This window comes from Phormidesmis sp. 146-12, from assembly GCF_052939495.1.
On the sequence record NZ_JBJPHS010000089.1, the window covers coordinates 1 to 25,092 of the forward strand.

24 protein-coding genes and 2 tRNA genes are annotated in these 25,092 nt (G+C 49.1%); 9 read left to right on the plus strand and 17 right to left on the minus strand.

The window, feature by feature from the left end:
• Nucleotides 1–245: 245 nt before the first annotated feature.
• Nucleotides 246–1,421 carry an HhoA/HhoB/HtrA family serine endopeptidase gene (locus tag ACKFKF_RS26665; protein WP_446870430.1) on the minus strand — a complete coding sequence of 392 codons (1,176 nt, stop codon included), beginning with the start codon at nt 1,419–1,421 and terminating at the stop codon, nt 246–248.
• A 193-nt stretch (nt 1,422–1,614) separates the two neighbouring features.
• Here ACKFKF_RS26665 and ACKFKF_RS26670 point away from each other — a divergent pair, with 193 nt between their 5' ends.
• The 3 genes from ACKFKF_RS26670 (at nt 1,615) to ACKFKF_RS26680 (ending at nt 4,364) form a co-directional block, all read left to right on the plus strand.
• Complete coding sequence (locus ACKFKF_RS26670; protein ID WP_446870431.1) at nt 1,615–2,646, plus strand: glycerophosphodiester phosphodiesterase family protein; 1,032 nt, start codon at nt 1,615–1,617, stop codon at nt 2,644–2,646.
• A 130-nt stretch (nt 2,647–2,776) separates the two neighbouring features.
• On the plus strand, nt 2,777–3,418 hold the full coding sequence (locus ACKFKF_RS26675; RefSeq protein ID WP_446870432.1) for a sigma-70 family RNA polymerase sigma factor: 642 nt from the start codon (nt 2,777–2,779) through the stop codon (nt 3,416–3,418).
• A gap of 13 nt (nt 3,419–3,431) precedes the next feature.
• Nucleotides 3,432–4,364, plus strand: a complete 933-nt coding sequence (locus tag ACKFKF_RS26680) for a DUF1822 family protein (protein WP_446870433.1) — start codon at nt 3,432–3,434, stop codon at nt 4,362–4,364.
• Between the two features lie 231 nt (nt 4,365–4,595).
• Here the strand turns inward: ACKFKF_RS26680 and ACKFKF_RS26685 are convergent, their stop codons facing one another.
• From ACKFKF_RS26685 to miaE, 3 genes are read right to left on the minus strand one after another with little or no spacing between them, the layout of a single operon-like run.
• Nucleotides 4,596–5,081, minus strand: coding sequence for a GNAT family N-acetyltransferase (locus ACKFKF_RS26685; protein WP_446870434.1), 486 nt, complete (start codon nt 5,079–5,081; stop codon nt 4,596–4,598).
• Between the two features lie 13 nt (nt 5,082–5,094).
• Nucleotides 5,095–5,709, minus strand: a complete 615-nt coding sequence (locus ACKFKF_RS26690) for a hypothetical protein (RefSeq protein ID WP_446859720.1) — start codon at nt 5,707–5,709, stop codon at nt 5,095–5,097.
• Nucleotides 5,709–6,320: a tRNA isopentenyl-2-thiomethyl-A-37 hydroxylase MiaE gene (gene miaE / locus ACKFKF_RS26695; RefSeq protein ID WP_446859719.1), complete on the minus strand. Its 612-nt coding sequence runs from the start codon at nt 6,318–6,320 to the stop codon at nt 5,709–5,711. Before miaE ends, ACKFKF_RS26690 begins: the two co-directional genes overlap by 1 nt.
• On the opposite strand from miaE, the gene ACKFKF_RS26700 reads away from it, so the two are divergent.
• Nucleotides 6,319–7,182, plus strand: coding sequence for an EamA family transporter (locus ACKFKF_RS26700; RefSeq protein ID WP_446870435.1), 864 nt, complete (start codon nt 6,319–6,321; stop codon nt 7,180–7,182). The genes miaE and ACKFKF_RS26700 overlap by 2 nt on opposite strands.
• Nucleotides 7,183–7,220: 38 nt before the next feature.
• On the opposite strand, the gene ACKFKF_RS26705 is transcribed toward ACKFKF_RS26700, so the two are convergent.
• Entirely contained in the window at nt 7,221–7,688 is a 468-nt protein-coding gene (locus ACKFKF_RS26705) for a hypothetical protein (RefSeq protein WP_446870436.1), read from the minus strand.
• 359 nt (nt 7,689–8,047) lie between these two features.
• Between ACKFKF_RS26705 and ACKFKF_RS26710 the strand changes: the two genes are divergently transcribed.
• Nucleotides 8,048–8,809 (plus strand): hypothetical protein, encoded by a 762-nt coding sequence (locus tag ACKFKF_RS26710; RefSeq protein WP_446870437.1) that lies wholly within the window; start codon nt 8,048–8,050, stop codon nt 8,807–8,809.
• Nucleotides 8,810–9,189: 380 nt separating this feature from the next.
• Here the strand turns inward: ACKFKF_RS26710 and ACKFKF_RS26715 are convergent.
• The 8 genes from ACKFKF_RS26715 to ACKFKF_RS26750 all read right to left on the minus strand — a co-directional run bounded on the left by ACKFKF_RS26715 (nt 9,190) and on the right by ACKFKF_RS26750 (nt 17,771).
• Nucleotides 9,190–9,261, minus strand: a tRNA-Thr gene (locus ACKFKF_RS26715).
• Nucleotides 9,262–9,330: 69 nt separating this feature from the next.
• Nucleotides 9,331–9,412, minus strand: a tRNA-Tyr gene (locus tag ACKFKF_RS26720).
• 65 nt (nt 9,413–9,477) lie between these two features.
• Entirely contained in the window at nt 9,478–11,037 is a 1,560-nt protein-coding gene (locus tag ACKFKF_RS26725; RefSeq protein ID WP_446870438.1) for an NAD(P)H-hydrate dehydratase, read from the minus strand.
• Nucleotides 11,038–11,410: 373 nt separating this feature from the next.
• The gene (locus tag ACKFKF_RS26730; RefSeq protein ID WP_446870439.1) at nt 11,411–12,106 is read right to left on the minus strand and encodes a DUF4231 domain-containing protein; all 696 of its coding nucleotides are present in this window, start codon (nt 12,104–12,106) and stop codon (nt 11,411–11,413) included.
• A 123-nt stretch (nt 12,107–12,229) separates the two neighbouring features.
• A complete protein-coding gene (locus ACKFKF_RS26735; protein WP_446870440.1) occupies nt 12,230–12,976 on the minus strand; it encodes a hypothetical protein in 747 nt (248 codons plus the stop codon).
• A 336-nt stretch (nt 12,977–13,312) separates the two neighbouring features.
• Nucleotides 13,313–15,568 carry an ATP-binding protein gene (locus ACKFKF_RS26740; protein WP_446870441.1) on the minus strand — a complete coding sequence of 752 codons (2,256 nt, stop codon included), beginning with the start codon at nt 15,566–15,568 and terminating at the stop codon, nt 13,313–13,315.
• Nucleotides 15,569–15,989: 421 nt separating this feature from the next.
• Nucleotides 15,990–17,103 (minus strand): peptide chain release factor 2 gene (gene prfB / locus ACKFKF_RS26745; protein ID WP_446859710.1). Its coding sequence is split into 2 segments (ribosomal slippage): nt 15,990–17,030 and nt 17,032–17,103, totalling 1,113 coding nucleotides; the frame shifts between segments, so codons are not numbered across the junction.
• Between the two features lie 209 nt (nt 17,104–17,312).
• Complete coding sequence (locus ACKFKF_RS26750) at nt 17,313–17,771, minus strand: hypothetical protein (protein ID WP_446859709.1); 459 nt, start codon at nt 17,769–17,771, stop codon at nt 17,313–17,315.
• A 436-nt stretch (nt 17,772–18,207) separates the two neighbouring features.
• Between ACKFKF_RS26750 and ACKFKF_RS26755 the strand changes: the two genes are divergently transcribed.
• Nucleotides 18,208–18,990 carry an RNA polymerase sigma factor SigF gene (locus ACKFKF_RS26755; protein WP_446870442.1) on the plus strand — a complete coding sequence of 261 codons (783 nt, stop codon included), beginning with the start codon at nt 18,208–18,210 and terminating at the stop codon, nt 18,988–18,990.
• Between the two features lie 108 nt (nt 18,991–19,098).
• On the opposite strand, the gene bchD is transcribed toward ACKFKF_RS26755, so the two are convergent.
• The 3 genes from bchD to ACKFKF_RS26770 all read right to left on the minus strand — a co-directional run bounded on the left by bchD (nt 19,099) and on the right by ACKFKF_RS26770 (nt 22,411).
• Nucleotides 19,099–21,156 carry a magnesium chelatase ATPase subunit D gene (gene bchD / locus ACKFKF_RS26760; RefSeq protein WP_446870443.1) on the minus strand — a complete coding sequence of 686 codons (2,058 nt, stop codon included), beginning with the start codon at nt 21,154–21,156 and terminating at the stop codon, nt 19,099–19,101.
• Nucleotides 21,157–21,244: 88 nt separating this feature from the next.
• Nucleotides 21,245–21,745, minus strand: a complete 501-nt coding sequence (locus tag ACKFKF_RS26765; protein WP_446870444.1) for an MAPEG family protein — start codon at nt 21,743–21,745, stop codon at nt 21,245–21,247.
• Nucleotides 21,746–21,748: 3 nt separating this feature from the next.
• Complete coding sequence (locus ACKFKF_RS26770; RefSeq protein WP_446870445.1) at nt 21,749–22,411, minus strand: GIY-YIG nuclease family protein; 663 nt, start codon at nt 22,409–22,411, stop codon at nt 21,749–21,751.
• Between the two features lie 135 nt (nt 22,412–22,546).
• Between ACKFKF_RS26770 and ACKFKF_RS26775 the strand changes: the two genes are divergently transcribed.
• Nucleotides 22,547–22,984, plus strand: a complete 438-nt coding sequence (locus ACKFKF_RS26775) for an HHL1-like protein (RefSeq protein WP_446859704.1) — start codon at nt 22,547–22,549, stop codon at nt 22,982–22,984.
• A gap of 1 nt (nt 22,985) precedes the next feature.
• Here the strand turns inward: ACKFKF_RS26775 and ACKFKF_RS26780 are convergent, their stop codons facing one another.
• Nucleotides 22,986–23,999: a PRC-barrel domain-containing protein gene (locus ACKFKF_RS26780; RefSeq protein ID WP_446870446.1), complete on the minus strand. Its 1,014-nt coding sequence runs from the start codon at nt 23,997–23,999 to the stop codon at nt 22,986–22,988.
• Nucleotides 24,000–24,232: 233 nt separating this feature from the next.
• Between ACKFKF_RS26780 and rplU the strand changes: the two genes are divergently transcribed.
• Both rplU and rpmA read left to right on the plus strand, forming a co-directional pair.
• Nucleotides 24,233–24,607: a 50S ribosomal protein L21 gene (gene rplU, locus ACKFKF_RS26785; RefSeq protein ID WP_446859702.1), complete on the plus strand. Its 375-nt coding sequence runs from the start codon at nt 24,233–24,235 to the stop codon at nt 24,605–24,607.
• A gap of 39 nt (nt 24,608–24,646) precedes the next feature.
• Nucleotides 24,647–24,931 carry a 50S ribosomal protein L27 gene (gene rpmA / locus ACKFKF_RS26790; RefSeq protein ID WP_446859701.1) on the plus strand — a complete coding sequence of 95 codons (285 nt, stop codon included), beginning with the start codon at nt 24,647–24,649 and terminating at the stop codon, nt 24,929–24,931.
• Nucleotides 24,932–25,092 lie beyond the last annotated feature (161 nt).

Below are 25,092 nucleotides of genomic sequence, written 5' to 3' on the forward strand. Positions count from 1 at the left end.
AGACAATATTTCTCGTTCAAAGTCCCTCACTGGTGGGGGATTTAGGGGGCTGCCCAGCTTAGTAACCGTAGCGAAAGATGATCATCGAATTCACGTTTGTTTAAGGGGCGCTAGAGGGATCTCATAGCTGATCACCGACTAAACATGTTCATCTGCGATCGACTGATGCTTTTAACTCGGACAATTCACGATACGAAGTGGCTAGTTGATGGTGATTAACCCTTCAGATGGTCATGGAGTTCTACTTAGGAAGGTTCACGTTCGGGGAGTTGGGCGGGTTTGATGGCGATCGTTTGTGACTTACCACTGCGATTGATCGTGACCTGTAGCGGATTGCCCACATTCGTTTTTTCGACTTGCTGCTGCACCTGTCGAGAATTCTGAATCGCGACCCCATTCACAGACTCAATCACATCACCCGGACGAATCCCCCCACGAGCCGCAGGCGAATTTTGAGCGATCGCCACCACGACCACCCCCGTATCTCTGTCAACTTTGAAGCCAGCATCACTCTGATTAATCTGCGATCGCAACTCCGGAGTCAACTCCACCATCTGCACACCCAAATAGGGATGATCGGCTCGACCTTTGGTGATTAGTTGGTCTACAATGCGCCGAAACGTATTAACCGGAATCGCAAACCCCAACCCCTGTGCGCCTTGAATGATCGCCGTATTCATGCCAATGACCTCCCCCGCCGCATTCAACAACGGCCCGCCAGAATTGCCAGGATTAATCGCTGCATCCGTTTGAATAAACTCCACCCGCTCCGCCGGAACGCCCACATCCGCACTCGATCGCCCCGTTGCGCTGACAATTCCCTGCGTCACTGTATTGTCCAATCCCAACGGATTACCAATGGCGATCGCTGCCTGTCCGGGCTGCAAATTATCCGAGTCACCCAACTTCACCATCGGTAGATTTGTCGCTTTGATTTTGACAACAGCCGTATCCGTGACGCGATCGACTCCCACCACGTCTCCTTCAAACCGCCGCCCATCTTTGAGAATCACCGTCACCCGATCGGCACCCGCAATCACATGGGCATTGGTTACAATCTGGCCATCTTGACTGATGATAAACCCCGACCCTGTGCCTCGCTGTACCCGCTCTTGAGGCTGATTGTCTCCGCCAAAAAAGCGATCCAGAATAGGATTTTGAGATTGCTGCTGCACCGTCCGACTCGCATTAATTCTCACTACCGCATCTCCCACCTGCTGCACCACTTGCGCCACATAGTCTGGGTCGTCCGTTCTCACGGCGGGTTGAGCGGCAGGGGTCGCTGATTGGGTTGGAGCCGACTGGGTAGGCGCGATCGCTTCTGGCGTAACCGTCACATCTCGATTAGAAAGCGCCCCACTACAGCCCGCCATCCACAGCGCCAGACAGAAAACAGGTTGTTTGAGCAGTCGTTTGATCATAATGCTTGTCATCCAGTTTATTTCTGAACTTTACCAGAGGCAGCGACTTAGAACATCTCTCTCACTGTAGCGATCGATTGCAATGGTCGGTTTTGCTTTTTTCGGTGCGACCTGGCCAAACCAAGCGATGATGAAGAGTGGATTATAGGCATGTTAGATGTGATCCAGTTTACATTTCATTCTCAGTAGTGACATGGCAATTCAGACAGAACCGATGCTGACGGATTGTTTTGAGCTTCTCAAGTCTGCTGAAGTGCGCCCTTTTCAAGTCATTGGACACCGAGGCGCACGAGGATTGATGCCCGAAAATACGATCGCCGCCTTCGCTCTGGCTACCCGTCTAGGAGTGGATGCGCTGGAGTTAGACGTGGGACTGACGGCCGATGGCGTGTTGGTCGTCGCTCACGATCCCGAAATTTCTCATATGCTCTGTCTCAATCCCGATGGCAGCCATCTCAAACGCTATCCTCGACGACTGATTCGCAAGCTGACTTTAGCAGAGGTGCAACAGTTTGATTGTGGGTCTCTCAATCCCAATCCGATGCGCTTTCCTGAGCAGCAATTAGTGCCCGGTGAACGAATTCCCACGCTTGCTCAAGTGTTTGAACATCAGATGCAGCACTTTCCCGATTCGCAGGTGAAATATACGATCGAATGCAAAGTTAATCCCTTAAGAATCAATCCGTTGCGATCGCGCGATACCTTTGGGGCCAGTTTGTTTGCCAAAAAGTTGGTGAATCTGGTGCGAGAGTATGGGTTGAGCGATCGCGTTACGATTCAATCATTTGAGTGGCGAGTGCTGCGGGCTGTCAAAAATTTGGAGCCTCAGATTCAGACGGCGGCTCTGATTCGTCAGTATCGCAATAAGCCCGGAACGCTGTTGTCTCAAGCTAGAATTGCTTCCCCGTTTCTCGCTGGCTTTGACTTTAAGCGCTATCACGGCAACATTGCAGCACTGGTTAAAGAAACTGGGTTTATCGATCGCTATTCCCCCAATTTTGAAACGCTAATCCCAGAGTCTCGCCATTTTATTCAGTCGGTACAAGAAATTCAGAAGGCGGGTTTTCCGGTGATCCCCTGGACGGTGAATGATGCAACCAAAATGCAGCGTTTGATCGATCTGGGTGTAGATGGATTGATTACAGATTATCCCAATGTATTGATCAATCTTCTACGGAAGCGAGGGATGAGGGAGAACTTCGTTCCGCTGCGCGAGGAGGGATGAGGGATGAGGGATGAGGGAGAACTTCGTTCCGCTGTGCGAGAGGAATGAACACCAAAAAGATTCTGGAATTTATGCAAACCTTCCATTTTCTGGACAAAATGAGAGGAATCTACTGATCTAGGTTTGTTGCATGAGCGAACTGGAGGAAACGCTGAGGCGGCTGGTTAGGGAAGCCTGTGAGCACGATCGGGGCAGCCCTGTACGTCAGAGAAATTTAACCAAGATCATTCGTTTAGTCGCTCCCAAACTCTGGAAAGAAAACAAGCCTTATTACGCCGATGCGTTGCAGCAAACCTGGGTTTATTTTTGTCGCAACCTGTGTGAGGGAGATACGGCTGATCCCTATGATCCCAACGCGGCTGGTGTCGCAACCTGGCTTAATGCTTACCTGCGGCGACGGCTACAAGACTTTTTTATCAAAGAGCGCGAAGACATTAAAATCACGACTCCTCCTCGGCGGTTTGGGGGGCTGGGAGAAGATTCAGAATTTGATCCCGTAGACAATCTGATCGCGAGTCCAGACATTCCTCCTCTGCTCGAAGCTGTGAGAGCCTGGGCAGAATCTGACCCAAACGGAGAATTGCAGAGTCATATCAAAGGATCGCCTGCTGTCACCTGTCAGATTCTGATTTTGAGACGACTGCCTCCCGAAAGTAGCTGGAAAGAACTCTCTGAGGAGTTTGGGCTACCCATTCCAACGTTGAGCAGCTTTTATCAGCGCCAATGTCTGCCTCGCTTGCGTAAATTTGGTGAGTCAGAAGGATATCTGTAGAGGAGGACTTGTTATGCCTTTTAGCACACACTCAGAATTTTCTTTGCCGTTGCCCATCCCGCGATCGACACTCGCGATCGCTCAACAGTTTGCCAACGAGCAGCCTACTCCCCAAAAAGCGACCCAAATCCAACTCAACACGCTGGCCGTTTCTATCGTCAACGACTATCTACAACTGATAGGCATTCCAACCGACTTGACCGCAAGCGATTGCTGGAATCCTATCACAAGGCTCTGTGCAGATGTCGCTGATCTGGTGTTGCCCAATGTGGGTCGTTTGGAATGTCGCCCTGTGAGCCGCGATCGCTCGACTTGCTATGTACCTCCCGAAGTATGGGACGATCGGGCTGGCTATGTGGTGGTGCAGATCAATGAGGAATTGCAAGAAGCGATCGTATTGGGATTTACGCCAACCGTGAATTCAGAAACCCTGTCTCTGCGAAGCTTACGATCGCCCGAAGACTTAATTGATCATTTACACGAGTTGAGACAGTTTGAAGTCGTTAGAAGTTTAGTCAGCTTAAATCACTGGTTTCAAGGCATTTTTGAGAGCGGTTGGCAGTCCGTCGAATCGTTGCTCAATCCTTCAGACGTTCGATTTGCTTATCGAGGGAGAGACAGCGCGATCGACTTCCCCAGACGTGCCAAACTAATTGATCTGGGCATTCAACTCGCTCACCACTCGGTTGCTCTGGTAATCGAACTCAGACCCCAAGCAAATCAGCAAACCGAAATTCTGCTACAAGTGCATCCGACCAATGCAGCCTTTTTGCCCCCTCAGCTACATTTATCTGTTTTGGATGACGCAAACAACACCTTTTTGGAAGTGCAATCCAGAAATGCAGACAACTACATTCAGTTGCAGTTTAGCGGTGACGCTGGCGAACAGTTTAGAATCAGCATCGCGTTAGAAGATGCCCGTGCGATCGAGGAGTTTGTGATTTAACGTGAATTCGATGAAATCCTTCGCTGCGGTGATCGCTCCGGGCAGCCCCCTAAATCCCCCAAGTTTGGGGGACTTTGAGCAAAAAATCCCATCCGGAAGTCCCCCAGATTGGGGGGTTGGGGGGCGAAAGTGCTGAATCACGAAGCGAAAAAACTCTGTCGAATTCATGTTGATTTAGCGCGTAGTTCAACAAGCCAATCAACTGTTAGGCATTGAAATCAGGACTTGAGATTAGGACTTGAGAAACTTGACGTAGACCTGATCGCACCGCGCAGTTTCAACACCCGTTGTCGGTTGGTAGCCACTGGTTTCGTAGAGTTGGACAGCCTCCTTCAAAACGCTGGCAGTTTCGATCCAGATTTGCTCAAAGTGACGAAGCGCGATCGCCTGTTCTAACTGCTGCAACAAAAACTTTCCCAATCCCTGCCCTCTCGCCTCTGGCAACAAATACATTTTGCGAATTTCGACCGCTTTTTTGCCTCGCGAGATGGGATAGTAAGCCGCCGTTCCGACCAGTCGATCAGAATGCTCAATCACCCAAAACTCGCCCCCGATCGCCTCATAACATTGCTCAACTTCTAAGACATCGCGATCGGCTCCTAGCGGCTCCCAACTCAACCCATAGTCAGCCAACACAGCACCAATCATCTTAGCGGCGGTGGAGCGATCGTCCCTTTGCCAAGAGCGAATCAGAAAATCACGATATTGAATGTTCACAAGTTTCTGTAGGTTAAGCGCTCAAAATTCCAACCAGAATGCGGAGGAGTGCTTCTAAATCTGCGGGCACTCGATATAAATTTAAGTCTTGATGGATTTGTTTTGAGGCTCGATCGAGCGATCCAAACTGCCAGATGTCACCCGTGGAGACGGCTCCATAAAAAACTGATTGTTCTGAATCAGTCCAACGATCGAGCGCGATTAACTCGACTGCTAATTGGGTAAACCCCCTGGTCAAGTCAGCATTTTTTGCCTCGATCACTAAAAGTTTTTGGGCAGCTTGCAAATAGTAGTCCAGGGTTCCTTTGAGTTGTTCTGTAACGTTTAAGGGATACTCAATCCTCAGTTGAGCGCGTGTGTAGTGAATTACATCAATCAAAATCGGTGCGATCAGCAATTCTCTACGAGCAGCTTCGCTGGTCAGCCTAACTAAAGGTAAGCTCTCTTCGATTCGGAGTTTGAGATCTTGTAAGCGATCGAGTCCCGCCACAAACTGCGGAAGCATTAGAGAGGCTCTGACTAATGAAAAACCAAATTCTGCCAGAATGTCGTCCGGCTCAAACGGCATCTCAAAATAGCTTCTAAACGTATAGGACTGATCTGGCTGAAGAATCGGAATTTTACTCATTAGCTATGAATTCGGGGTTCTGGGTGCAACGTAGATAATAAGTCACTCTCAACCTGAGCAAGGGATTGGAGACGATCGGTGAGAAGCAATCGCTCAAAATACTCATCTGCCAATGACCAATAAATGCCATAGTGACGCGCCTCAGAAGCCATGAGTCCCCGATAAAATCGAGCCAGTTCAGCATCGGGACAGTGTGCGCCCAACAAACCCAACCGTTCGTGACTACGAGCCTCGATCAGCGCAGACACTAACAGGGAATCGAGGAGGCGATCGGGTTCATTCCGCCGAATTTGCTTATTTAACCCGGCCCCATAAGGGGGAGGAGCCAGAGGCGCTAACGGAATGCCACGCCGTTCTAAAATCTGATTGACCTGCTCAAAGTGCTGCAATTCTTCTTGAGCGATCGCCGTCAACGATCGAACCAATTTTGCACTCGACGGATAGCGAAACATCAGATTGAGCGCTACGCCTGCTGCTTTTCGTTCGCAGTGAGAATGATCCAGCAAAACGGTGTTAAGGTTTCCCAATGCCTGTTCTAGCCATGCGGCAGACGTGGGCTGATGCAAAAATTTGATCGCAGTCAGGGTTGAGGAACTCACAGGAATCGTCATGATTTGGTTGGCATTTGCAATTTTAACGGCTTTCTTTGAGTCTTTGAAAGATGTCTCTAGCAAATACGGATTGAGAAAAATTGACGAATATATTGTGACCTGGGTCTCGATCGTATTCTCAGCCCTGTTCCTCATCCCATTATTATTGTTGACTAAAATTCCGACACTCAATGCTCAGTTTTGGATTGCATTACTGATCGGAGGCAGTCTTAATGTGATTTCTTTTACGCTATATATTAAAGCGATTAAAGCGTCAGATTTGTCATTGACGGTTCCGATCGTGACATTGACACCGCTGTTTCTTTTGGTTACATCGCCGCTGATTGTTCACGAGTCGCCTAGCGTTGCTGATGGGATTGGCGTTTTTATGATTGTAGTCGGCTCGTATGTATTAAATCTGAGAGAACGCAGTCGAGGATATTTTGCTCCATTGCGGGCCATTTTGCGAGAAAAAGGTAGTCGTCTGATGTTGATGGTTGCATTCATCTGGAGTATCACCTCCAATTTCGACAAAGTAGGCGTAGTGAATTCTTCTCCGTTGTTTTGGTCAACCGCCCTGTATTTATTTTTAGCGATCGGCATCTTTCCGATCGTGCTTTACAAGTCGCGCCGCCATTTTGATCAGATTCTTTCCAATGTTAAAGTGCTGGCGACGATCGGGCTATTTCACGCTTTAGCGATTAGCTTTCAAATGATTGCCGTTACTTACACGCTGGTCACTCAAGTCATTGCCATCAAGCGAATGAGCGCCTTGATCAGTGTTTTATTTGGACATTTTCTATTGAAAGAATCAGGACTACAAGAACGATTAGTGGGTGCAGCTATCATGGTCACAGGCGTAATCGTCATGACGTTGCTGTAGCGATTCTCAGCAAGATTATTAGTAACTAAGGTTCTTTATCAATTTCTTGCTTGCTTTTGTTCACCTTCCCATTCCACCGTTCCAACTGCTACGTTACCCAACTCATTTAGCGTTCCTTCAAACATGCCAACCTGTCCCGGTTTTAGAGATTCTGGTGTGACATATACAAAGCGAGAAACAGATGAAGATGGAGAACCTTCTGGCGTAATTGTGTATTTGACGATCGCATACCGCACTGTTTTTCCAGTATCATTTCGGACTTGTCCAATTAGACGATCGCCCTGTTTCTCAAAGTTTAATACCGTCATCTGTGGTTTAGATTTTATCTGAGGCACATTACACAAACGGCTCAGATTTACTACTTTTTGACGCGCCGTTCGCAGATAACAAATCGGCAAATTGGCATCTAACCGTTGCCCTGAAGCTTTCGCCAACACAGAATTTTGGACAGCGATCGGACTGAGCGCAATTCCCCCTGCAATTAGCCCGTAAATAAGGTTTGGCATAAACTTCTCAATGTCATCTTCATTAGTCCTTCAAAATTTTCAGCTACAAACCGGAAACTTCTGCTCAAAGCCAGAAAAGTCACTTGAGAAGATCCAAACTCTCAAGGAAATTTTGAAACTTCAGTAAAAACTCGCACCAGTTCGATTAAGCTTCTGAGTTAGAGTGCAATCGGTTTGTCAAACAAACTGAACTGCTTATCAGGGGTCATTCATAGCGTGCATTTAAGCAAAAAGCGGGTTAATTCGACCTGTTTCATCGCTTAAATCTAGAAGAGATTGGTGTAGTCTGCCTCGTTTTTGACGATCGCTCAGAAACGGCCACCCAAGACATTAAACCAATTTTGTTGGAGATACTCTAGATGACGAAAAGATTTCTGTCTTTGTTGAGCAATCGATCTCATTCCACACTGCTCACCACCACCCTGCTGCTCACAAGCTTATTAGGAGGAAGTCTATTTACCCCCGCTCAAGCCGCACCCGTCGCCTCAGTCAAACGAGCCGTCACCTTTTCTTGTAGCGACACTGAAGCCACCATCAAAGCCAAAGGCGGAGCCTCGGTGACGATCGGGACAAGCAGTATTTACATTGGCTATCAGCAAGTTTCGAGTGTCAACAAAGATCCGCGCATGATTCGATTTGACAACGGCAGACGCACCTGGTGCAAATCTGACTATGAAGTGACAAACGATGATGGCACAGGCTATGGGCTGATCTGGGATGGGGGAAGCGTCTTATATGGGGTCTTTAGTTCTACCGGAACGCAAGGGACTCCCAGCCAAGATTTTCGGCGCTTTGCAGGCAGCGGTTGGCTAACGAACTATGGATCAGGTGGCGGTGCAAAAATCGCAGTGCTAACGCGCATCAATCCGGCGACAGGAACCATTTCTAACGCCACCTTTTTGTCTGCGCTGCTCTCCAGTGGTAAGAGCAACTCGCTTGTCGTCAAAGGGTTATCCCTCAAGGGAAGCAATGTAGTCGTGAATGCAGACTCTTTCTTCTCGCCTCGTCGCGCCAATCGCTCTCGCATGACTTGTTCTGGCTCATCGCCCTTTAACTACACAGCAGAATTTGCCTCAAACCTGGGTTCTGTGGTTAGAGCAACTGCCGATCGCTGTCAGTAACGTGAATTCGACGAAATCTTTTGCTACGGTTGTCACTCCGAGCAGCTCCCTAAATCTCCCAGGAGTGAGGGACTTTAAGCCAAAAATCTAGTGTTAAAGTCCCTTAGAAGTGGTAGGGCCGATTCATTGTAGCTAGAGAAAATCTAGAAGCTCTAGGCCTTCGTTTTGTCCCAGATCAGGCTCGAACGAACTGATGAAGGTTACAAGGTTTCTCTCACGACTATGAATCAGCCCTACCCAGAATTGGGGGGTTGGGGCAGAATCGCTAGGCAACGAAGCCAAAAACTTATCGAACTCAAGTCTCTCTAGCAGTTGTGAGAGTTCGACATTAGAGAACCTCGATCTCCTAGATTGATCGGAACTTGAGGTTTCTAAACTGAAGCCCGTGATGAGGATTGAACTCATGACCTCACCCTTACCAAGGGTGTGCTCTACCACTGAGCCACACGGGCAATGAACAATTAATATAGTAGAGGAAAAACTCTAACTTTTCTTTTTACTATATCAAGTTTACTGTGAGATGGGCCGAGCTGGATTTGAACCAGCGTAGGCGTAGCCAGCGGATTTACAGTCCGCCCCCATTAACCACTCGGGCATCGACCCATTTGCCCCACGGATATAAATCCTAGCACACCCCTGTGTAAAGTCAGCAACAGAAATCGAAAATTCTATGACTTCACAATTGCCCTCAATGCCGGGATCAAAAACTGAGTCAGCGTGTGGGCATCTACACCCAGTTCGGTGCGGGTTTGAGCCGCCAAAATCCCAGCTTGAGCGTGCCACCAGGCCGCTGTCTGAACCAGATCGACGATCGATGTTTCTCTTAGGATAGACATCTGCTGCGCCAGCAATCCGCCTAAAAGTCCCGTCAGCACATCACCACTGCCTCCTCTCGCCAGGGCAGGCGTACTGTTTGGATTAATTCTCGTTTGCCCTTGAGCGTCTGCGATCGTCACTCTTGCCCCCTTGAGTAGCACGATCGCGCCCGTTTGTTTTGCGGCTAATTGGACGGCAGTCACGCGACAGGTCGTAGAGTCCAGGTCAGGAAAAAGTCGTTTAAATTCCCCCAAGTGAGGCGTGAGAATCGTTGGAGCCTGACGGTTTTGAAGGGTGGGAATGGTGCCTTGAGCCGCCAAACTATTTAGCCCGTCGGCATCCAGAACAAGAGGACAGTTACTTTCGAGGACTTGCTGAACGACCGCGCTGGCTTCTAGCGTCAGACCGGGGCCACAGGCGATCGCTTGAAAGGAGGAGAAAGGAAGGAGGGATGAGGGAAGGGTGGCGATCGCACCTTCTGGCGTTTCTGGACAGCCCACAACTAGAGCGTCAGGAAGGTGGGAGGAGAGCATCGGTTTGAGCGATTGAGGAACGGCGATCGTCAGCATTCCTACACCGCTCGATCGTGCGCCCAATCCTGCCAGCAGTGCACCTCCTGCATATTTTTGAGAGCCACAGATTAGCAGAAGATGCCCCATTTTGTATTTGTGGGTAGAAGGGGGGCGTGAGAGGGGCAACATCGAGAGTGCCCAGTTAGCGGTTCCACGTTGAATGGAAGGAGAATCGCCCAATACAGCAAAAATATCCGTCAGGGGCAGATCGAAATCGATTAATTCTGCTTGACCGACCTGCTCTAAGCTCCAATCTTGCAGTAGACCTTGTTTCCACAGTCCCAGACAAAGCGTGTGAGTAGCTCGAATGGCGGTTCCCAAAGTTTTTCCGGTGTCGGTGTGCAGTCCAGAAGGGAGGTCGATGCTGACGATCGGGAGCTTCCAACGATTCACTTGCTCAATCAGGGGCGCGATCGGATCAGTGAGGCAGCGTTCTAGCCCAAAGCCAAACAAGCCGTCAATCAGCAGATCTGAAGTTTGCAGCGGCTCAATCTCAGAATGGCAGGGCACACCCAGGCTTTTGACATAGGTGTAGTGATGGGCGGTCAGGTCTTTGAGGTGAGAAATCGGAGAACAAATTGCGACCTGGTAGCCTCTAAAGTGCAATTCGCGAGCGACAACCAGCGCATCTCCGCCATTGTGTCCCGGCCCAACCAAAACGCCCACCCGTGAATGAGTCGATCGAGGGTAGAGCGTAACAATGCGATCGGTAATGCGCCCTGCAACTTTTTCCATGAGGGCAGCGACGGGCATTCCGGCGGCGAAGAGTCGAGATTCGATCGATCGCATCTGATCCGCTGTCACTACGATGCGTTGAATGTGTTCTAGCCTATCAATCACAACAAAACTCCTGCTGCGGTTTTTTTAACGTGAATTCGATGGAATCTTTCGCTGCGGTTATAGATCCAGGCAGCCCCCTAAATCCCCCAAAATTGGGGGACTTTGAACGAGAAATTTTGCCCGAAAGTCCCCCAATTTTGGGGGGTTGGGGGGCAGAAGCGTTGAGTAACGAAGCGGAAAACCTTTGTCGAATTCACGTTGTTTTAAGCTATCAAGTTTTAGAGTGTGAGGCGCGAGGTACAGAGCTTGTTAAGAAATAGAATCCCGCTTAATGGTTAGTGTTTTCTTGCCCTTTAAGTCTTGAGGGTCTGGCTGCAATGGCTCCAACTGATGCAAAGGGGTTAATAACCGTTCGTTATCTGGTCGAGTAGATTCATTCTGATGACTCGTTATTTTCTGATTGGTCTTTGTCATCATCCTTCTTTTTCTCTTGCACCACTTGAGTCGAGTAGACTTCTACATCGCGCTGCAAAATTTCTTCGACCTGACCCGCAAATAAAGTAAATGCGTCCTTATGGGAACCCGTTTTGCTGTAAGTCGCGTAGGGGCCCGTTAGCTGAAAAAACTGCCAGCCTTGGGTTTTAAGCGATTCTACTGATCGCCGATAGTGCCGCCAGCGATCGCCATTATTAAAAAACTGCTCAGATGCCGCACTGATCGCCACCACCTGACTGAGGACAAACGCCGACACCCCAAAGAAGACGCGGTAATGATTATTGGTGTTGACTGGCGTTTGAGTCGGTTGCGTCGCCTGTTGCAGCGCATCCAGATTAAAACTGCTCAAACTGACAAACGCAGGAATAATCACGCCGCCGATAATGGTGATCAGCCGTAGCCGACGGTGCCAATTGCGCGCGCTTGCGGCCCGACCTTCCATCCAGAGAACCTGATCGAGCCAGCGCGATCGCAAAAACTCTTTTTGCAACGGGGGCAACTCCACCAGGTCAATGAGCTTGCCAAATTCCTGCTTTAGATGATCGTTATAGTTAAACTTCTGTTTCCGATTTGAGGTTCCTGGAGAAGTCGATCCTCCGACCGAAAGAGGAATTTCGCGATCGCCCTCAGACATAGATACTCCTGCCCCTGTGACAGTGACTTTTTTTCATTAAACCGGACAAACCGGATCATTTTTAATTTTTCACTTTTAATTTTCTATTTGATCCAAGGGTGAGCGTTAGAGAAATTTCTCGATCTACCCCGCTTCCCCTGCAAAAATCTCATCTAAAATGCTGGCTAGCGCGTCTGTCCCCTCGCTCAGATTGACGGCTTGTACCAGACCCGACTCGACCAAAGCGTGGGCCCGATCGTCTGTGGGTTCTCCGCGCAGTCCGGCTGCCAACTGATCTGCGGTGCGTCCACTCCCAGCGACAACGATTACCAACCGACCCGCCTCTACGTTTTGTAGCGCATCCTTCCAGGTCACTTCTCCCCCATTGATCAAAACCGTCACCGAAGGCGCACCGCCCGCTAACTCACTAGCAACTTTTGCAATCCACAACGATTCGTCGCCCCACTGCGAACCGGGCACCAGCAGAAAGTGAGTATGAGACGGCTCTAAAGGGGTGGCTTCCTCAGAGGTGGGAGTCTGTTTGGGTAGAGTGGCCAGTTCTTCTGGGGCCACCCCAATCAGCGGAAAAGACCCCGCGATCGCCGTTCTCGCTTCCCCCATCAGCCGCATCACTCCAGCATCTGTGCCCCCATCCACCACACAGGCTTGCCACTTTTGAGCGATCGGAGCCAGTACATCCCAAAACAAGCGCTGCACCTGAGAGTAGTCAGCTTGACTCAGCTTACTTGCTCCACCAATCACCACCAACACAGGACGAGAACGACGATCGAACCCCAGCGATCGCAAAGATGCCGATAGCTGACCAAAGAAATTGACATGAATAACGGCTGCGACTTGGTTGGAGAACGTAACAGTGAAAGGTTTTTCCATGAACAGAATGTTACCGCCAAAAGTTAAAAATGGAGTAGAGAAGGCGGAAGCGAAGGACTGATCCAGGCTTCTGTTCCTCCGTTCAAAGATCGAACGGGTCAGCCGGGTTGTTTACAAGTATCTTCTGCAAACATTTTACGGTGGTCAGTTCAAGAACCCTCAAATGTGGGGGATCTTCCTGGATCTAAACGTGAATTCGATGAGAGGTTTTTGCTTCGTTGTTTTGTTCTTGAGTTCAGGTTGAATTTAAGATCTTTCTCACGTAGTGCAAACGGTAGACCCACTGCACACTCAATCGTTAAACCCCAAAACAGTTAAACCCCAAAACGCCCCTTCTCAGAGTTCCCTTTCTGACCTTTCCATCACCAATGCTGTCACCTTATCAATCAAATGCTCCGGTTGGCTAATCGGTTTAACCAGATAGTCATTGGCTCCGGCTTCGAGACATTGAATCGGCTCGTGAGCATCGGCTTCTGTGATCAGCGCCAAAACTCTGAAGTTGTGAGTGTTTGGGTCTTGTCTCAGATGGCGGATCACCTTACAGCCATCCATTCCCAATAGCTGAGAATCGACAATTACGGCGATCGGTTGCAGCATTTCGATCTGACGCAGAGCCGTGGTGCCCTCGATCGTCCACACGACCTGATAATCTGCGGCAGTCAGCAAGTCACAGATCAAGGTAGCGGTTTCTTCGTGACTTTCGATTAAGAGAATTCGAGGATGCAAAGCCGCCGCTAGACGTTTTTGTTTGGCGCGATCGAGGGCAGACAAGCTTTGAGTGGGGAGATATACCGTAAATTTTGACCCAACGCCGACGGCTGAGGTAACTTCAATTTTGCCCCCATGCAGTTCGACCAGTTGTTTGGTCAAGGCTAACCCTAATCCCGTTCCTTCATACTTGCGGTGATAGGAAGCATCTAGCTGCTGAAATTTTTGAAACAACAGCGGAACCTGGTGGTCAGGAATGCCAATTCCCGTGTCTTCGACTTGCAAAACTGCGGTGTCGTCATTGAGCCAGATCCTCAGTGTCACCAGTCCGCCCGCTAGCGTAAACTTGATGGCATTACTGAGCAGGTTGACCAAAATTTGCTTGACGCGATGACAGTCTGCTTTAAAGAGGGCGGTTTCGGCGATCGCCTCCACTCGCCAATCCAGAGTTAATTGAATGTGGCTGCGATCGGCTTTTTCTTTCAGCAAATTGAGGGTCTGTTGCGCCAACTCAAACAGCGAAAACTCGCTCACCTCCAAAATTGTTTTGCCTGTCTCCACCTGAGAGAGGTCTAAAATGTCGTTAATTAAGGCCAGGAGGTGTTCTCCGCGTCCCTGAATGGTCTGTAAATATTCTTGCTGCTTTTGGAGGGTGAGTGCCCCTTTTTTGTGAGTGTGCAACTGATAGCGCAATAGCGTTGAAGCCATGCCAATGATCGTCGTTAAGGGACTGCGTAGCTCATGGCTCATGGTTGCCAAAAATTCTGTTTTTGCTCGACTGGCCGATTGGGCGGCGACCAAAGTATCCCGTAGTTCTTGAGTACGATCGACGACTTGCTGTTCTAGCGTGGCTTTTTGCTGAGTGACTTGGGTGTAGAGTTTTGCCTGGTAGATGGCGATCGCTAGATGTTCTGCAATTCGTTGCAAAAAGGCCTTTTCGCTATCTTGCCAGTGACGCGGCGCACCACACTGATGGGCGATCAAGAGTCCCCATACTTCATCTCGAACCACGATCGGCGTGACTAATTCTGCTTCCACCTGTTCTAGATGAGCGAAGGACAGGGGACGGTCTGCCCAAGTGATTTCTCCATCCACTTCTCGCGGCCTAACGCTGTGCGAGTCTTCCATCTGATGCAGAATCGAGGGAATGGAATCATTTTTTCTAGCTTCGTAAGTAATTCTATCCAGATTGGCAACCTCTGCCCAAAGGCTGGGCTGATCTGACTCAAACTCCAATAGACAGGACGGTGCAGGGATATTGAACTGATAGATAATCAGGCGATCGGCCTTAAGAAATTGGCGCACCTGTTGAACGGCAGTCTCTAATACCACAGGCAATTCTAGACTTTGCCGAATCAGCGCCGTCACCTCGTTGATCAGTTTTTCTCGCTCAACCTGCTGTCTGAGGGCGACTTCTGCGGAAGATGTGTGAGTCGCCGGGGTTGCCAAAAGTTCGATAAGCTGCAAGGTAAAGGCACTCTGAACGGCAGGGTCGTTGGGCTGGATTGAAGATCGAGTCGATCGCACTCGCTGCAAAATTGGAGCAGGCAGCAAAGTTTCCAAACAAGTCAAAAAGGCGGCGATCGTGTCTGGCTCAAACGTCAAGCCCATCTGACACAGCGTTTCTACCTCATTGCGAGAGTTTTGATCGGCAGCGTCTTCTGAATCAATCCTTTCACCTTGCAGCAGGGCACAAAAAGTCTGAGAAATCACTAAAACAAACTGCTCAGTTGCCCGCAGGTTAAAAGCTGGCAAGACGGACTCAGTGAGTACGATCGCCCCTGACTGATTGGTTTGCTTTAGCAGTCCCCCGATTTGGTGAAAAACACTCCACGGAAGAGTTCGATAAAAACTCTGGGTTTCGGTGCCTGGTGTATTCCGCATCTGGGCAGTGAAGAAGTGTCTGCGATAGTGATGACAAAAAAGGGTGCTATCCCTATCTACACAATGCCTTAATTAAGAAGGGACATACAGCAATGACTTTGAAGCTTTTCTTAAATTTGCTCAATTCTAAACCCTGAAGATTCTGTGACACGACGCTCTATCTCTCTGATGTACAAACTGATGTCCAAAGAACCATCTAAAGTCTGTAGAAAAGGTGAAATATTTCGCTAGCACTAATTTTTAGAGCATTTGCGATCGCCCTGAGTCAAAGAAGCTGTCATGAAATTTGCTTGATAATGTTAACCCACACCCTCTTTTTCCTGAGTTTAGTGAGTTAGTAAAGCGGAGAGAAACTGCCGTTTTTATGACTGTTTAAATGGTCGCTCTCCTGCCTTCTGTAAATCGCAGTTTTATTGAATAATCAAGCCTCAACTAGTTGATTTTCTTGGCGTAGATAAGCCTCAATCAAAAAGTCTAACTCCCCGTTCATCACGTCCTGAATTGCGGTTGTTTCTACCGAAGTTCGCAGATCTTTGACCAACTGATAGGGATGAAACACATAGTTACGAATCTGGTTGCCCCAGGCTGCTTCTACGATGTCACCTCGAATGTCGGCGATCTCTTTGGCGCGTTGTTCTTGAGCCACAATCAGCAGTTTGGCTTTGAGAATGGCTAGCGCTTTTTCTTTGTTTTGTAGCTGCGATCGCTCCTCAGTACAACGCACTGCCAGACCTGTGGGCAAGTGAGTAATTCGCACAGCCGTCTCGACTTTGTTGACGTTTTGTCCGCCTTTACCCCCGGCACGAGAGGTCGTGATCTCCAGATCCTTATCGGGAATGTCTAACTGCACGGACGTATCGATCATCGGCATCACCTCCACCCCAGCAAAGCTCGTCTGCCGCTTGTCGTTAGCGTTAAATGGTGAGATCCGCACCAAGCGATGAGTGCCCTTCTCTGACTTGAGATAGCCGTAAGCGTAGCGCCCATCAATTTCCAAAGTCGCTGACTTAATGCCTGCTTCTTCCCCTTCTGAGCTTTCGATTAGATGCACTTTGTAGCCGTGCGCTTCTGCCCAGCGCGTATACATTCTCAGCAGCATTTCTGCCCAATCTTGAGCATCCGTTCCACCCGCTCCGGCGTTAATGGTTAGCAGTGCGCCTTTTGCGTCGTAGGTGCCCGACAACATTTGCTGTAGCTCCCACTGGTCAAGCTCTCGATGCAGTTGGGCCGTTTTTGCCTCCCCCTCTTCTAGCAGCGAGTCGTCCATCTCCAGAGACAGCAGTTCTAAAATCGCCTCAGCATCATCTAAAAGCGTCTTCCACTGGTCAAATTGCTGAAGATGAGATTTGTAATCGTTAAGTTCTTGCAGAGTTTTTTGAGCGATCGCTTGATTGTCCCAAAATTCGGGCTGAGAAGCGATTTGCTCTAGATCTTGAATTTTTGCGGTCAAAGCAGGAACGTCAAAGATACTCCTGAGTTTTACCCAGGCGATCAGTGAGCAATTCGACGTTGCGCTTTAGTTCTACGGTATCCATAGCGATCGTAATTTCCTCAGACAACCTTCACAATTGTAGCGAGTCATGGGTCGTCTCTTACGGACAGATGGATTTGATTCACCACGATCGCACTCGAATCCTGCACCGCTCGTGAATTCACGGAAATAAAACTAGACCCCTCAAGAAAACCGATCGCTTCGACTCCCCCAAGAGGTCTAACCCTGAGATTTTAGAAATCAGGTCAGTTCTTACTTCGATTCAGCTTTTTCGGCCATTTTCTCAATTTTGCCAGCCGCTTGAATCAATGCCTTGCCGACTTTGTGCAGTGGGCCTTTGACTCCGCGTTCTGCTTCGTCTCCGATCGCGTTGGTTTGCTCGCCCAGTTGGCTGAGAACTTCGGCAATTTCACTCGCTTCAGACTTTTTGCCCTTAAGGAGCTTTTTGAGTTCCTTAAGGCTACTGGAGAGTTCTTTAATGTTTTCTTCTTTGTGACCTTTGAGGAAATTAACCCACAGATCGATCTGACCGATCGCGTCGCTGGGTTCAATTTCAGTTACGTCACCATGCAGAATTTCGACGAGAGAATCCGGATCTGGAGTTTCGTCACCTGCATCAGAGTCAACTTCTTTTTGAGCAGCTTTAGGCTCCATTTCTTCTTCCATTTGAGAATCGTCGTGGTTACCTTTGCTCTTATTTTGAGTTGCCATTGCTCGTTCCTTTTTCGTAAATGTTGAAAAGTTCACACTTGCTAGATTACGGAAACGATCGCGGTTTTCCCTCTGTCCGTAGAGCAACTTCAGGAATCATTCAAGAGAAGGACGCGCCTCAAAAAGAATGCAGGTAAAGACTCAAACTCAAAAACGCAGAAGGTGTTCAGGAAGAAGCTTTCAGACTTTCTTCTACTGACTAAAACCGTAGAATTACGGGACTCAATTTGCCAAATATATGAAAAATCTATGATCCAAATCACAGACGGAAAAAGTTAGGAATGCTCCCCCATGGTTGCAGAGAACCTTACGTGTTTTTGCCGACTGTCTTAAGGAAGAATTTTAATTACTACCGTAGATCGACGATGGTTTCTATCGGTCTACCTATAGAAAATAGGCTCAACGCTGATATGAAAAGATGACCTTGCAAAAGATGATGGCTACTCAATCTTCTCTTCGTTCTCGCGGCATGGAACTCCTTGTTTCATACCACCAAAAACCATCCGTCCGTGTCCGTAACCAGTTGGTGCAACTTAACGCAGGTCTGGTTAGAAAAATCGCTCATCGAGTCAGCCACCAGTGTGCCGAACCCTACGAAGACCTTGAGCAAATTGGTTATCTCGGTTTGATTCGCGCCATTGAGCGGTTTAACCCTCACCAAGGATGTGCGTTTAGCTCGTTTGCAGTGCCATACATTCGCGGTGAGATGCTGCATTTTCTGCGCGATCGTGCAGGTACTGTTAAGATTCCCCGGCGTTGGCAACAACTCAACAAGGAAGGCCAACGAGTTCGCGAAAGTCTGACGGAAGCGTATGGTCGTCAACCGACGGATGAAGAAATCGCACTAGAGTTGGGCGTTGGCGTAAATGAATGGCGCGAGAGCAAACTGGCTGCAAGAAACCGTCTGCCTCTGAGTCTCGACGCTACGATCTGCCAACAGTTGGACTCTCCAATGACCTTGGGCGACACGCTGCCTGACTCTCGTTATCAAGCTCTTCAGCACTTAGAAGAAGATCGTCAGCAATTGCAACGTGCCCTAAATCAACTGGAAGATAAGACGAGGCAAGCGATCGAATATGTTTTTCTTCATGACCTCTCTCGCAAGGAGGTCGCCGAACAAATTGGAGTCAGCCCCATGACAGTGACCCGTCGCATTCATCGCGGCATTCAACAGATGGTTGGACTGCTGCAACCTCAAGTCTTACAAACCGACCCCTAACTCGCTGCTAAGATTACCCCCATCATCTCGGATACGCCGGATTGAGTTACCTTCAGTTCGGCGTTTTCTGTTGGCAATTTTGAGCCTGGATTGAGAACTCAAGATTTGTTAGCGTGTTTTCATGTCTGCGATCGCATTACGGGTCATGGAAGCGATTGCCTGATCGTTGGCTTTAGGCAAGTGATAATACTTACCGCCAGATTGTTTCGCTAATTCTTTGGCAAAACCAGTGGAAATGAATTTGTTCTCGGTGTCGATTACGAGTAGCTGAAAGCCGATCGCCCGAATTCGAGAGGCAATATCTAAGAGTTCGCCTTTGATGTCGGGTTTTTCGCCTTCGGGAAGGGTTTCGCCGAGCGATCGGGCCAGCGATACATTGCCGCGGCCGTCTGTAATCGCGACGATGACGACTTGACCGATATCGCCTGATTGTTGAGCGTTGACTCCCACCCGAACGGCTTGAGTCAGTCCATGCGCCAATGGGGAACCTCCGCCACAGGGCATTCGGTCTAATCGACGTTTGGCAGCTTCGATCGACCTCGTGGGCGGCAATAACACTTCAGCCTGTTCGCCTCGAAAGGGAATCAGCGCGACCTGATCGCGATTTTGGTAAGCCTCAGTTAAGAGTCGCAAGACGGCACCTTTGGCAGACTGCATTCGGTTGAGCGCCATTGACCCAGAAGCATCGACGACGAAAACGATCAAGGCACCTGCTTTTCGGGCGAGTCGTTTTTGACGAATATCGCTTTCTTCAACAAAGACCCGCTTGCGAGAAAGGCTGGATGGAGATTGTTCGCTTGATCGCTGACGACGTGATTTTTGGTATGGAGCGGCCGATCGTAAGGTGGCATCGACGGCAATTCGGCGCACTTTGCCTTTGGGCAACATCGGCTTAATGTAGCGGCCGCGATCGTCCGAGAAGATCACCGATCGGCTTCCAGATTTGCCCTGGCGGGTCGCCATTTGAGCAAAATAGAGGACTTCTGGATCGAGAATGACCCCTTCTGGATCAAAAATGAATTCTTCTGGAATGTTGGGTGGCTCTTGTTCCTGTTGTTCGTCTTCTTCTTTTTCGTCTTCCGGCTCGTCTTGCTCTTGATCGGTTTCGTCTTCCGGCTCGTCCTGATTTTGGGGCGGTGGGGGCGGAGGCGGAGGTGGGTTCTCTTCGGGTGGAGTCTGAACGATCGTTGATCGCGGCACAATTACCAATTCAACCGCCCGACGCAGATCTTCAGCATTCACCTCAGTTCGCCCGTCCAGAGCAGCATGAGCCTTAGCCACTCTCAGCGCAAACAGTTCGGCTCGATGCCCCTGAACGCCGCCTCGAATCGCCTCATTCACCAAATAGTTGATCTGGTCAGTGGAAATGCGGACATCCTTTAACCATTCTCTCGCCAGAATAATCTGCGTTTTGAGAGAGTCCAAGTCTTCACTGTATTCTTTGAGAAATTCTTGAGGCGAGTTTGCGTATTGAGTGGCTTGATCGACCGCCTGAACTCGATCGTCCACTCCCAAAACCATGTCGGCGGAGAGGGCGATCGCGATCCGATCCAGTAAATGTTCTCTCAGTGATCCTTCTTCGGGGTTGTAAGTAGCAATCAGTAGAGGCTTACAAGGATGCTGAAAACTGATGCCTTCGCGCTCGATTTGATTGCGTCCATCGGTTAATGCACTGAGTAATAGATTTGAGATTTGGTCGTCGAGTAGATTAATTTCGTCAATGTAGAGAACACCGCGATTTGCTTCTGCTAGTAGTCCCGGTTGAAAAACGGTTTGCCCTTGTCGGATCGACTGACTGACATCAACAGAACCAATCAAGCGATCTTCTGTCGTGCCGAGGGGAATCTGAACAAAGGGCGCACGAATTATTTGAGTTGGCAAGTCTGAACGATCGACATTTCCAAACTGCTCCAGCGTGCGATCGTCCCATTCGCCCGGAGCATTCGGATCACAATTGCTGATCGAATCTGTGACCACCTCGATCGGCGGCAACAGTGCATGAATCGCCCGTGCCATCACCGATTTGGCTGTGCCTCTGCGTCCAGCGATCACCACACCGCCTAAACCGGGATCGATCGCCGCCAAAAGCAAGGCCAGCTTGATGGCTTCTTGACCAACGACCGCCGCCAAAGGAAACGCTGTAATAGGAGTATCAAGTGCGGGCATGTAATCTGGTGAATGATGATTCAAAAATCAGCTTATCAAGGGGCTGGCACTGATAGAAAGCGTTAAAGTCCTCTAAAACCAAAGCCTTCTAAAACCAAAGCCCTCTAAAACTATAGTAGAGGCAAGCCAGACTCCCGATGATGTAAACAAACCAGGTTCCAAAAAAACCGATTGCTCGTCCCGGTGAAGGGCCGTAGGTTTGAATGACTCCCCAAGCGTAAACAATTCGCGTGATCGTCAGAATTCCTCCAAGCATCCAGATCAGCCAGGGTGCGGCTTTCATGAATTCCAGGGCGATGAGGAAGAGGAGTGCGATCGGCACATATTCTATGAAATTGGCATGGGCGCGAACCTTTCGCTGGAGAAGTCCATCGTCGATCAACTTGGTGACGACCGTTTTCTGAGCCATCTGCTCAACGAACGCTGCCCAATGACCAGGATTCTCTAAATAATCGGGCTGAGTAGTTGTATCTTTCTGAGATTCACCATGCCAAACTCTGGTGGTGGTTCGCTCCATGACGACAATGTAGGAGAGCGCTAGGGCAACCAATCCGTTCAAACCAATAAACAGAGTTGAAATCGGAATCATTGCTTACACTTCTCCTTTTTGAGATTGTTGGATGACTCCACTCCAGTCGTCATTGTGAACGGCAGATTCTAACTTTCGACGGCGATCGCTCTCCGTTTCCGTGACTTTCTCCTGGGTGAGATTCTGGTCTGCCATCGCTTTGCGAAGTTTTAGTTTTTTCTCTTCGTAAGCATCTCGTTCGGCAGTGGTCATGGCCAGTTTTGCCGCTTCTCCGACCGTGGCAGCCCAACCGCCTTCTTGATTGCCTGGGGGAATGCTGCCCGATTCGGCAATCCAGGTGTCTCGCAGTTGCTCCATTTCCTCGCGCTTAGGAAATTTGAAGGTTTTCAATCTCAGGAAGGCACAATTTTTTTCACCAATCTGAGTGACATGTGCATTGAGAGAAAGCTGAACGTTGCGGGAATAGCCGACATATTGCAGGGTGCGATCGTCATCAAACACCGCATACACGCCCGCAATTTTGGAATTTGCTGCTTGAGTTGACCAATCCGCAATCGCCATAATTTCGTCGCCCTGACTTTCGAGATTGGGAGCGCTGGTAGTTGAGTGTTCGTCGTCAGAGCCGTACAGAAAGCTGTGCAGTCCTTCGTGGGCTTGAGGGACGTTTTGATGCTCCAGAGCGACCCCTTGCGGGTAACTCGAAGAGATCGGGTTCTCAGTTTCCATCGGTTTTTGCCTCAAATGTCTGCGTTTTCTTATTCTCTAACACCGTGCGGCTAAAGAACGGGGATCATGACTATTGCAGTGGTTCAAAAATGCCGTAAACTTTTGTTACTAACCACTCATATTCGGACTCATCCTATGGCAGACCCTACCGGATTTGGCAAACCTAAGCCGCAGCCCAAAAAACCTTCAAAAGGTGCAGCAAAACGGGCTGAAGCTTCGCAGCTATACGATCAGTTCAAGACCGATGGCACGCCTGAATATGAGATTTATATTCGGGTTGAGGGCAAGAAAAACTGGTTTCCTGTAGGCGCGATCGCCGTCAAGCGCACTAACCAGATTCACGCCGCCATTTTTGACAACGAGGAAGAACTTCAGAAGGGCGCGTTTCGGCTGTTTCCCATTCTCAAGAAGAGCCAGAATATGCTGGAGTACGGCTATCGGCTTAAGGAATTTAAGGACGACGAAATCGAGTTGGCAGTGCGCCCCTCAAAAGGTCAACAAGCTGGCATTGGCTTGCAGAATGCGCTAGCAATGGTGGGCGATCGCATGACTTCGATCTTCAAACGCAAATAGTTTAAATCCAGGGATCGTCATCTTCGGGATCTTCAGGAGGCTGATTTGAGGAGGCGATGAGTTTTTGATCCGCGATCGGCTTTGCAGAAACGTCGATCGTGGGTTCTATAAAATCGTCATCGTCCCAACCATCAAACGGTTCAGCTTCGGCAGCAGATTTTTGGATGATTTCTGTATTTGGCTGAACTTCAACCGCCTTTTCAACAGGTTCGCTGAAATCATCGTCGTCCCAATCTTCTAAAGGATCGGGTTCAGCAGAAGCGGGACGAGCGATCGGCTCATTTTCCCAATCGTCCCAAATCTCGGCAACTTCGTGGGTTCGTTCTTTCACCTGCTCAACAAAAACCTGCCCCGTTTCTTTAGCTTGTTCGGCTAAAAGTTCTGCCTTTTCTTTAAGTTGTTCGTTGAAGATTTGCGCCCGTTCTTTAGCCTGCTGAAAGAGAGATTTGAATTCTTGTGTAACTTGAGTTTTTTCTTCTTTGAAAAAGTCAGCCGCCTTGTAAAGCTTTTCCTGAAGGCCTTCCTGGTAGATAGCGAACGATCGTACCGCTGCTTCTGACACCAACACTCGACGATTACCCAAGCTCAAAATATAGTTGGGCGGCAGTTTATAAATGCTTCCGGTCACGCTGCTTGAGATAAATAGGTAATGTTCGATTACTCCTGTTTCTAAATCAAACAAATAATCAACAACTTTTCCTGCTTTATTGCCTGCATCCGTCCAAACTTCACAGTTGACGAGTGACTCCAATTGCCGAACTTTTTCGATATCCGTCTCGACAGGTTGTGAGTTGACCAAAACGCCATTTGCGCCGATCGTATCCAACTGATCCAGATTAAACGCCGTCTTTTTGCGTCCCAATAAGCCCGACTTACAGATGAACCCCAACACTCGATGCACTTTGAGATACATCCACAGCACTTCAATCTGTCCGAGTTCTTGTAGCGATCGGCGATCGAGCACAAACTGATTGAGTAAATCGCTCTGTTTCACAACCTCTGGCTGCTTCGACATAGACCTTTTGGCGCAGTGGCTTCATTAAGTGGCTTCACCTACTAGTGTATCTCGTCATTCTCTATAGAATTTTTTAACTCTAGTTGACAAAATTCCATTAAATTCGGCAAAATGGTAGACTGGCTACTCATTCCTGCTCGGATCAGGTCGGGCAATCAAAAGCCTGTAAGAAGGTGACGGCTTAACCCAAAACTTTCAGGCTACCTGTACGGCAACTTTTTAGGACAAGACTCATGGCTTACGCAATTATTGAAGCAGGCGGCAAACAGATGCGCGTGGAACCCGGCCGGTTCTATGATGTCGATCGCCTTGCCACCGAAGAAAATGCACAGATTACGATCGACCAAGTTCTCTTTGTCAGAAACGAAGGCGAGATCAGCGTGGGTCAACCCCTGGTCGAGGGCGTGACGATTCAAGCGACGGTGCTGAGACACTTTCGGGGACGCAAAATCATCGTCTACAAGATGCAGCCCAAAAAGAAAACTCGCAAAAAGCAAGGTCACCGTCAAGAACTGACTCGTGTGATGATCGACTCGATTAGCATCAATGGTGCTGTCATCGCTTCGAGAGAAGCTGCACAAGACCCCGAAGCGGTTAGTGAGAGCTAAAAGCTAGACTGAAAACTTAAGTAAAATTTTGAGGGAATCATGGCTCACAAGAAAGGGACAGGCAGTACACGCAACGGACGCGACTCTAACGCTCAACGTCTTGGCGTTAAACGCTACGGCGGGCAAGTCGTCAAAGCTGGAAACATTCTAGTTCGTCAGCGCGGCACCAAGATTCACCCCGGCAACAATGTAGGACGCGGCAGCGATGACACGCTTTTCTCTCTGATTGGCGGCATCGTCACGTTTGAGCCTTATGCGAAGGGTCGCAAAAAAGTCAGCGTTTATCCTGCTCCGGTTGCAGAAACCGCTGGGGTTGAAAGCTAGCCAACTGGACGAAATTTTAGAGATGGGGCGCGATCGAGTCGTGCCCTTTTTTATTGGCAGTTTTTTTAGATGAAATCTACAGGGAACGCTAGTCGAATGTAATCACTTAACGTGAATTCGATGGAGTTTTCTCGCTTCGTTATTCAGCACTTCTGCCCCCC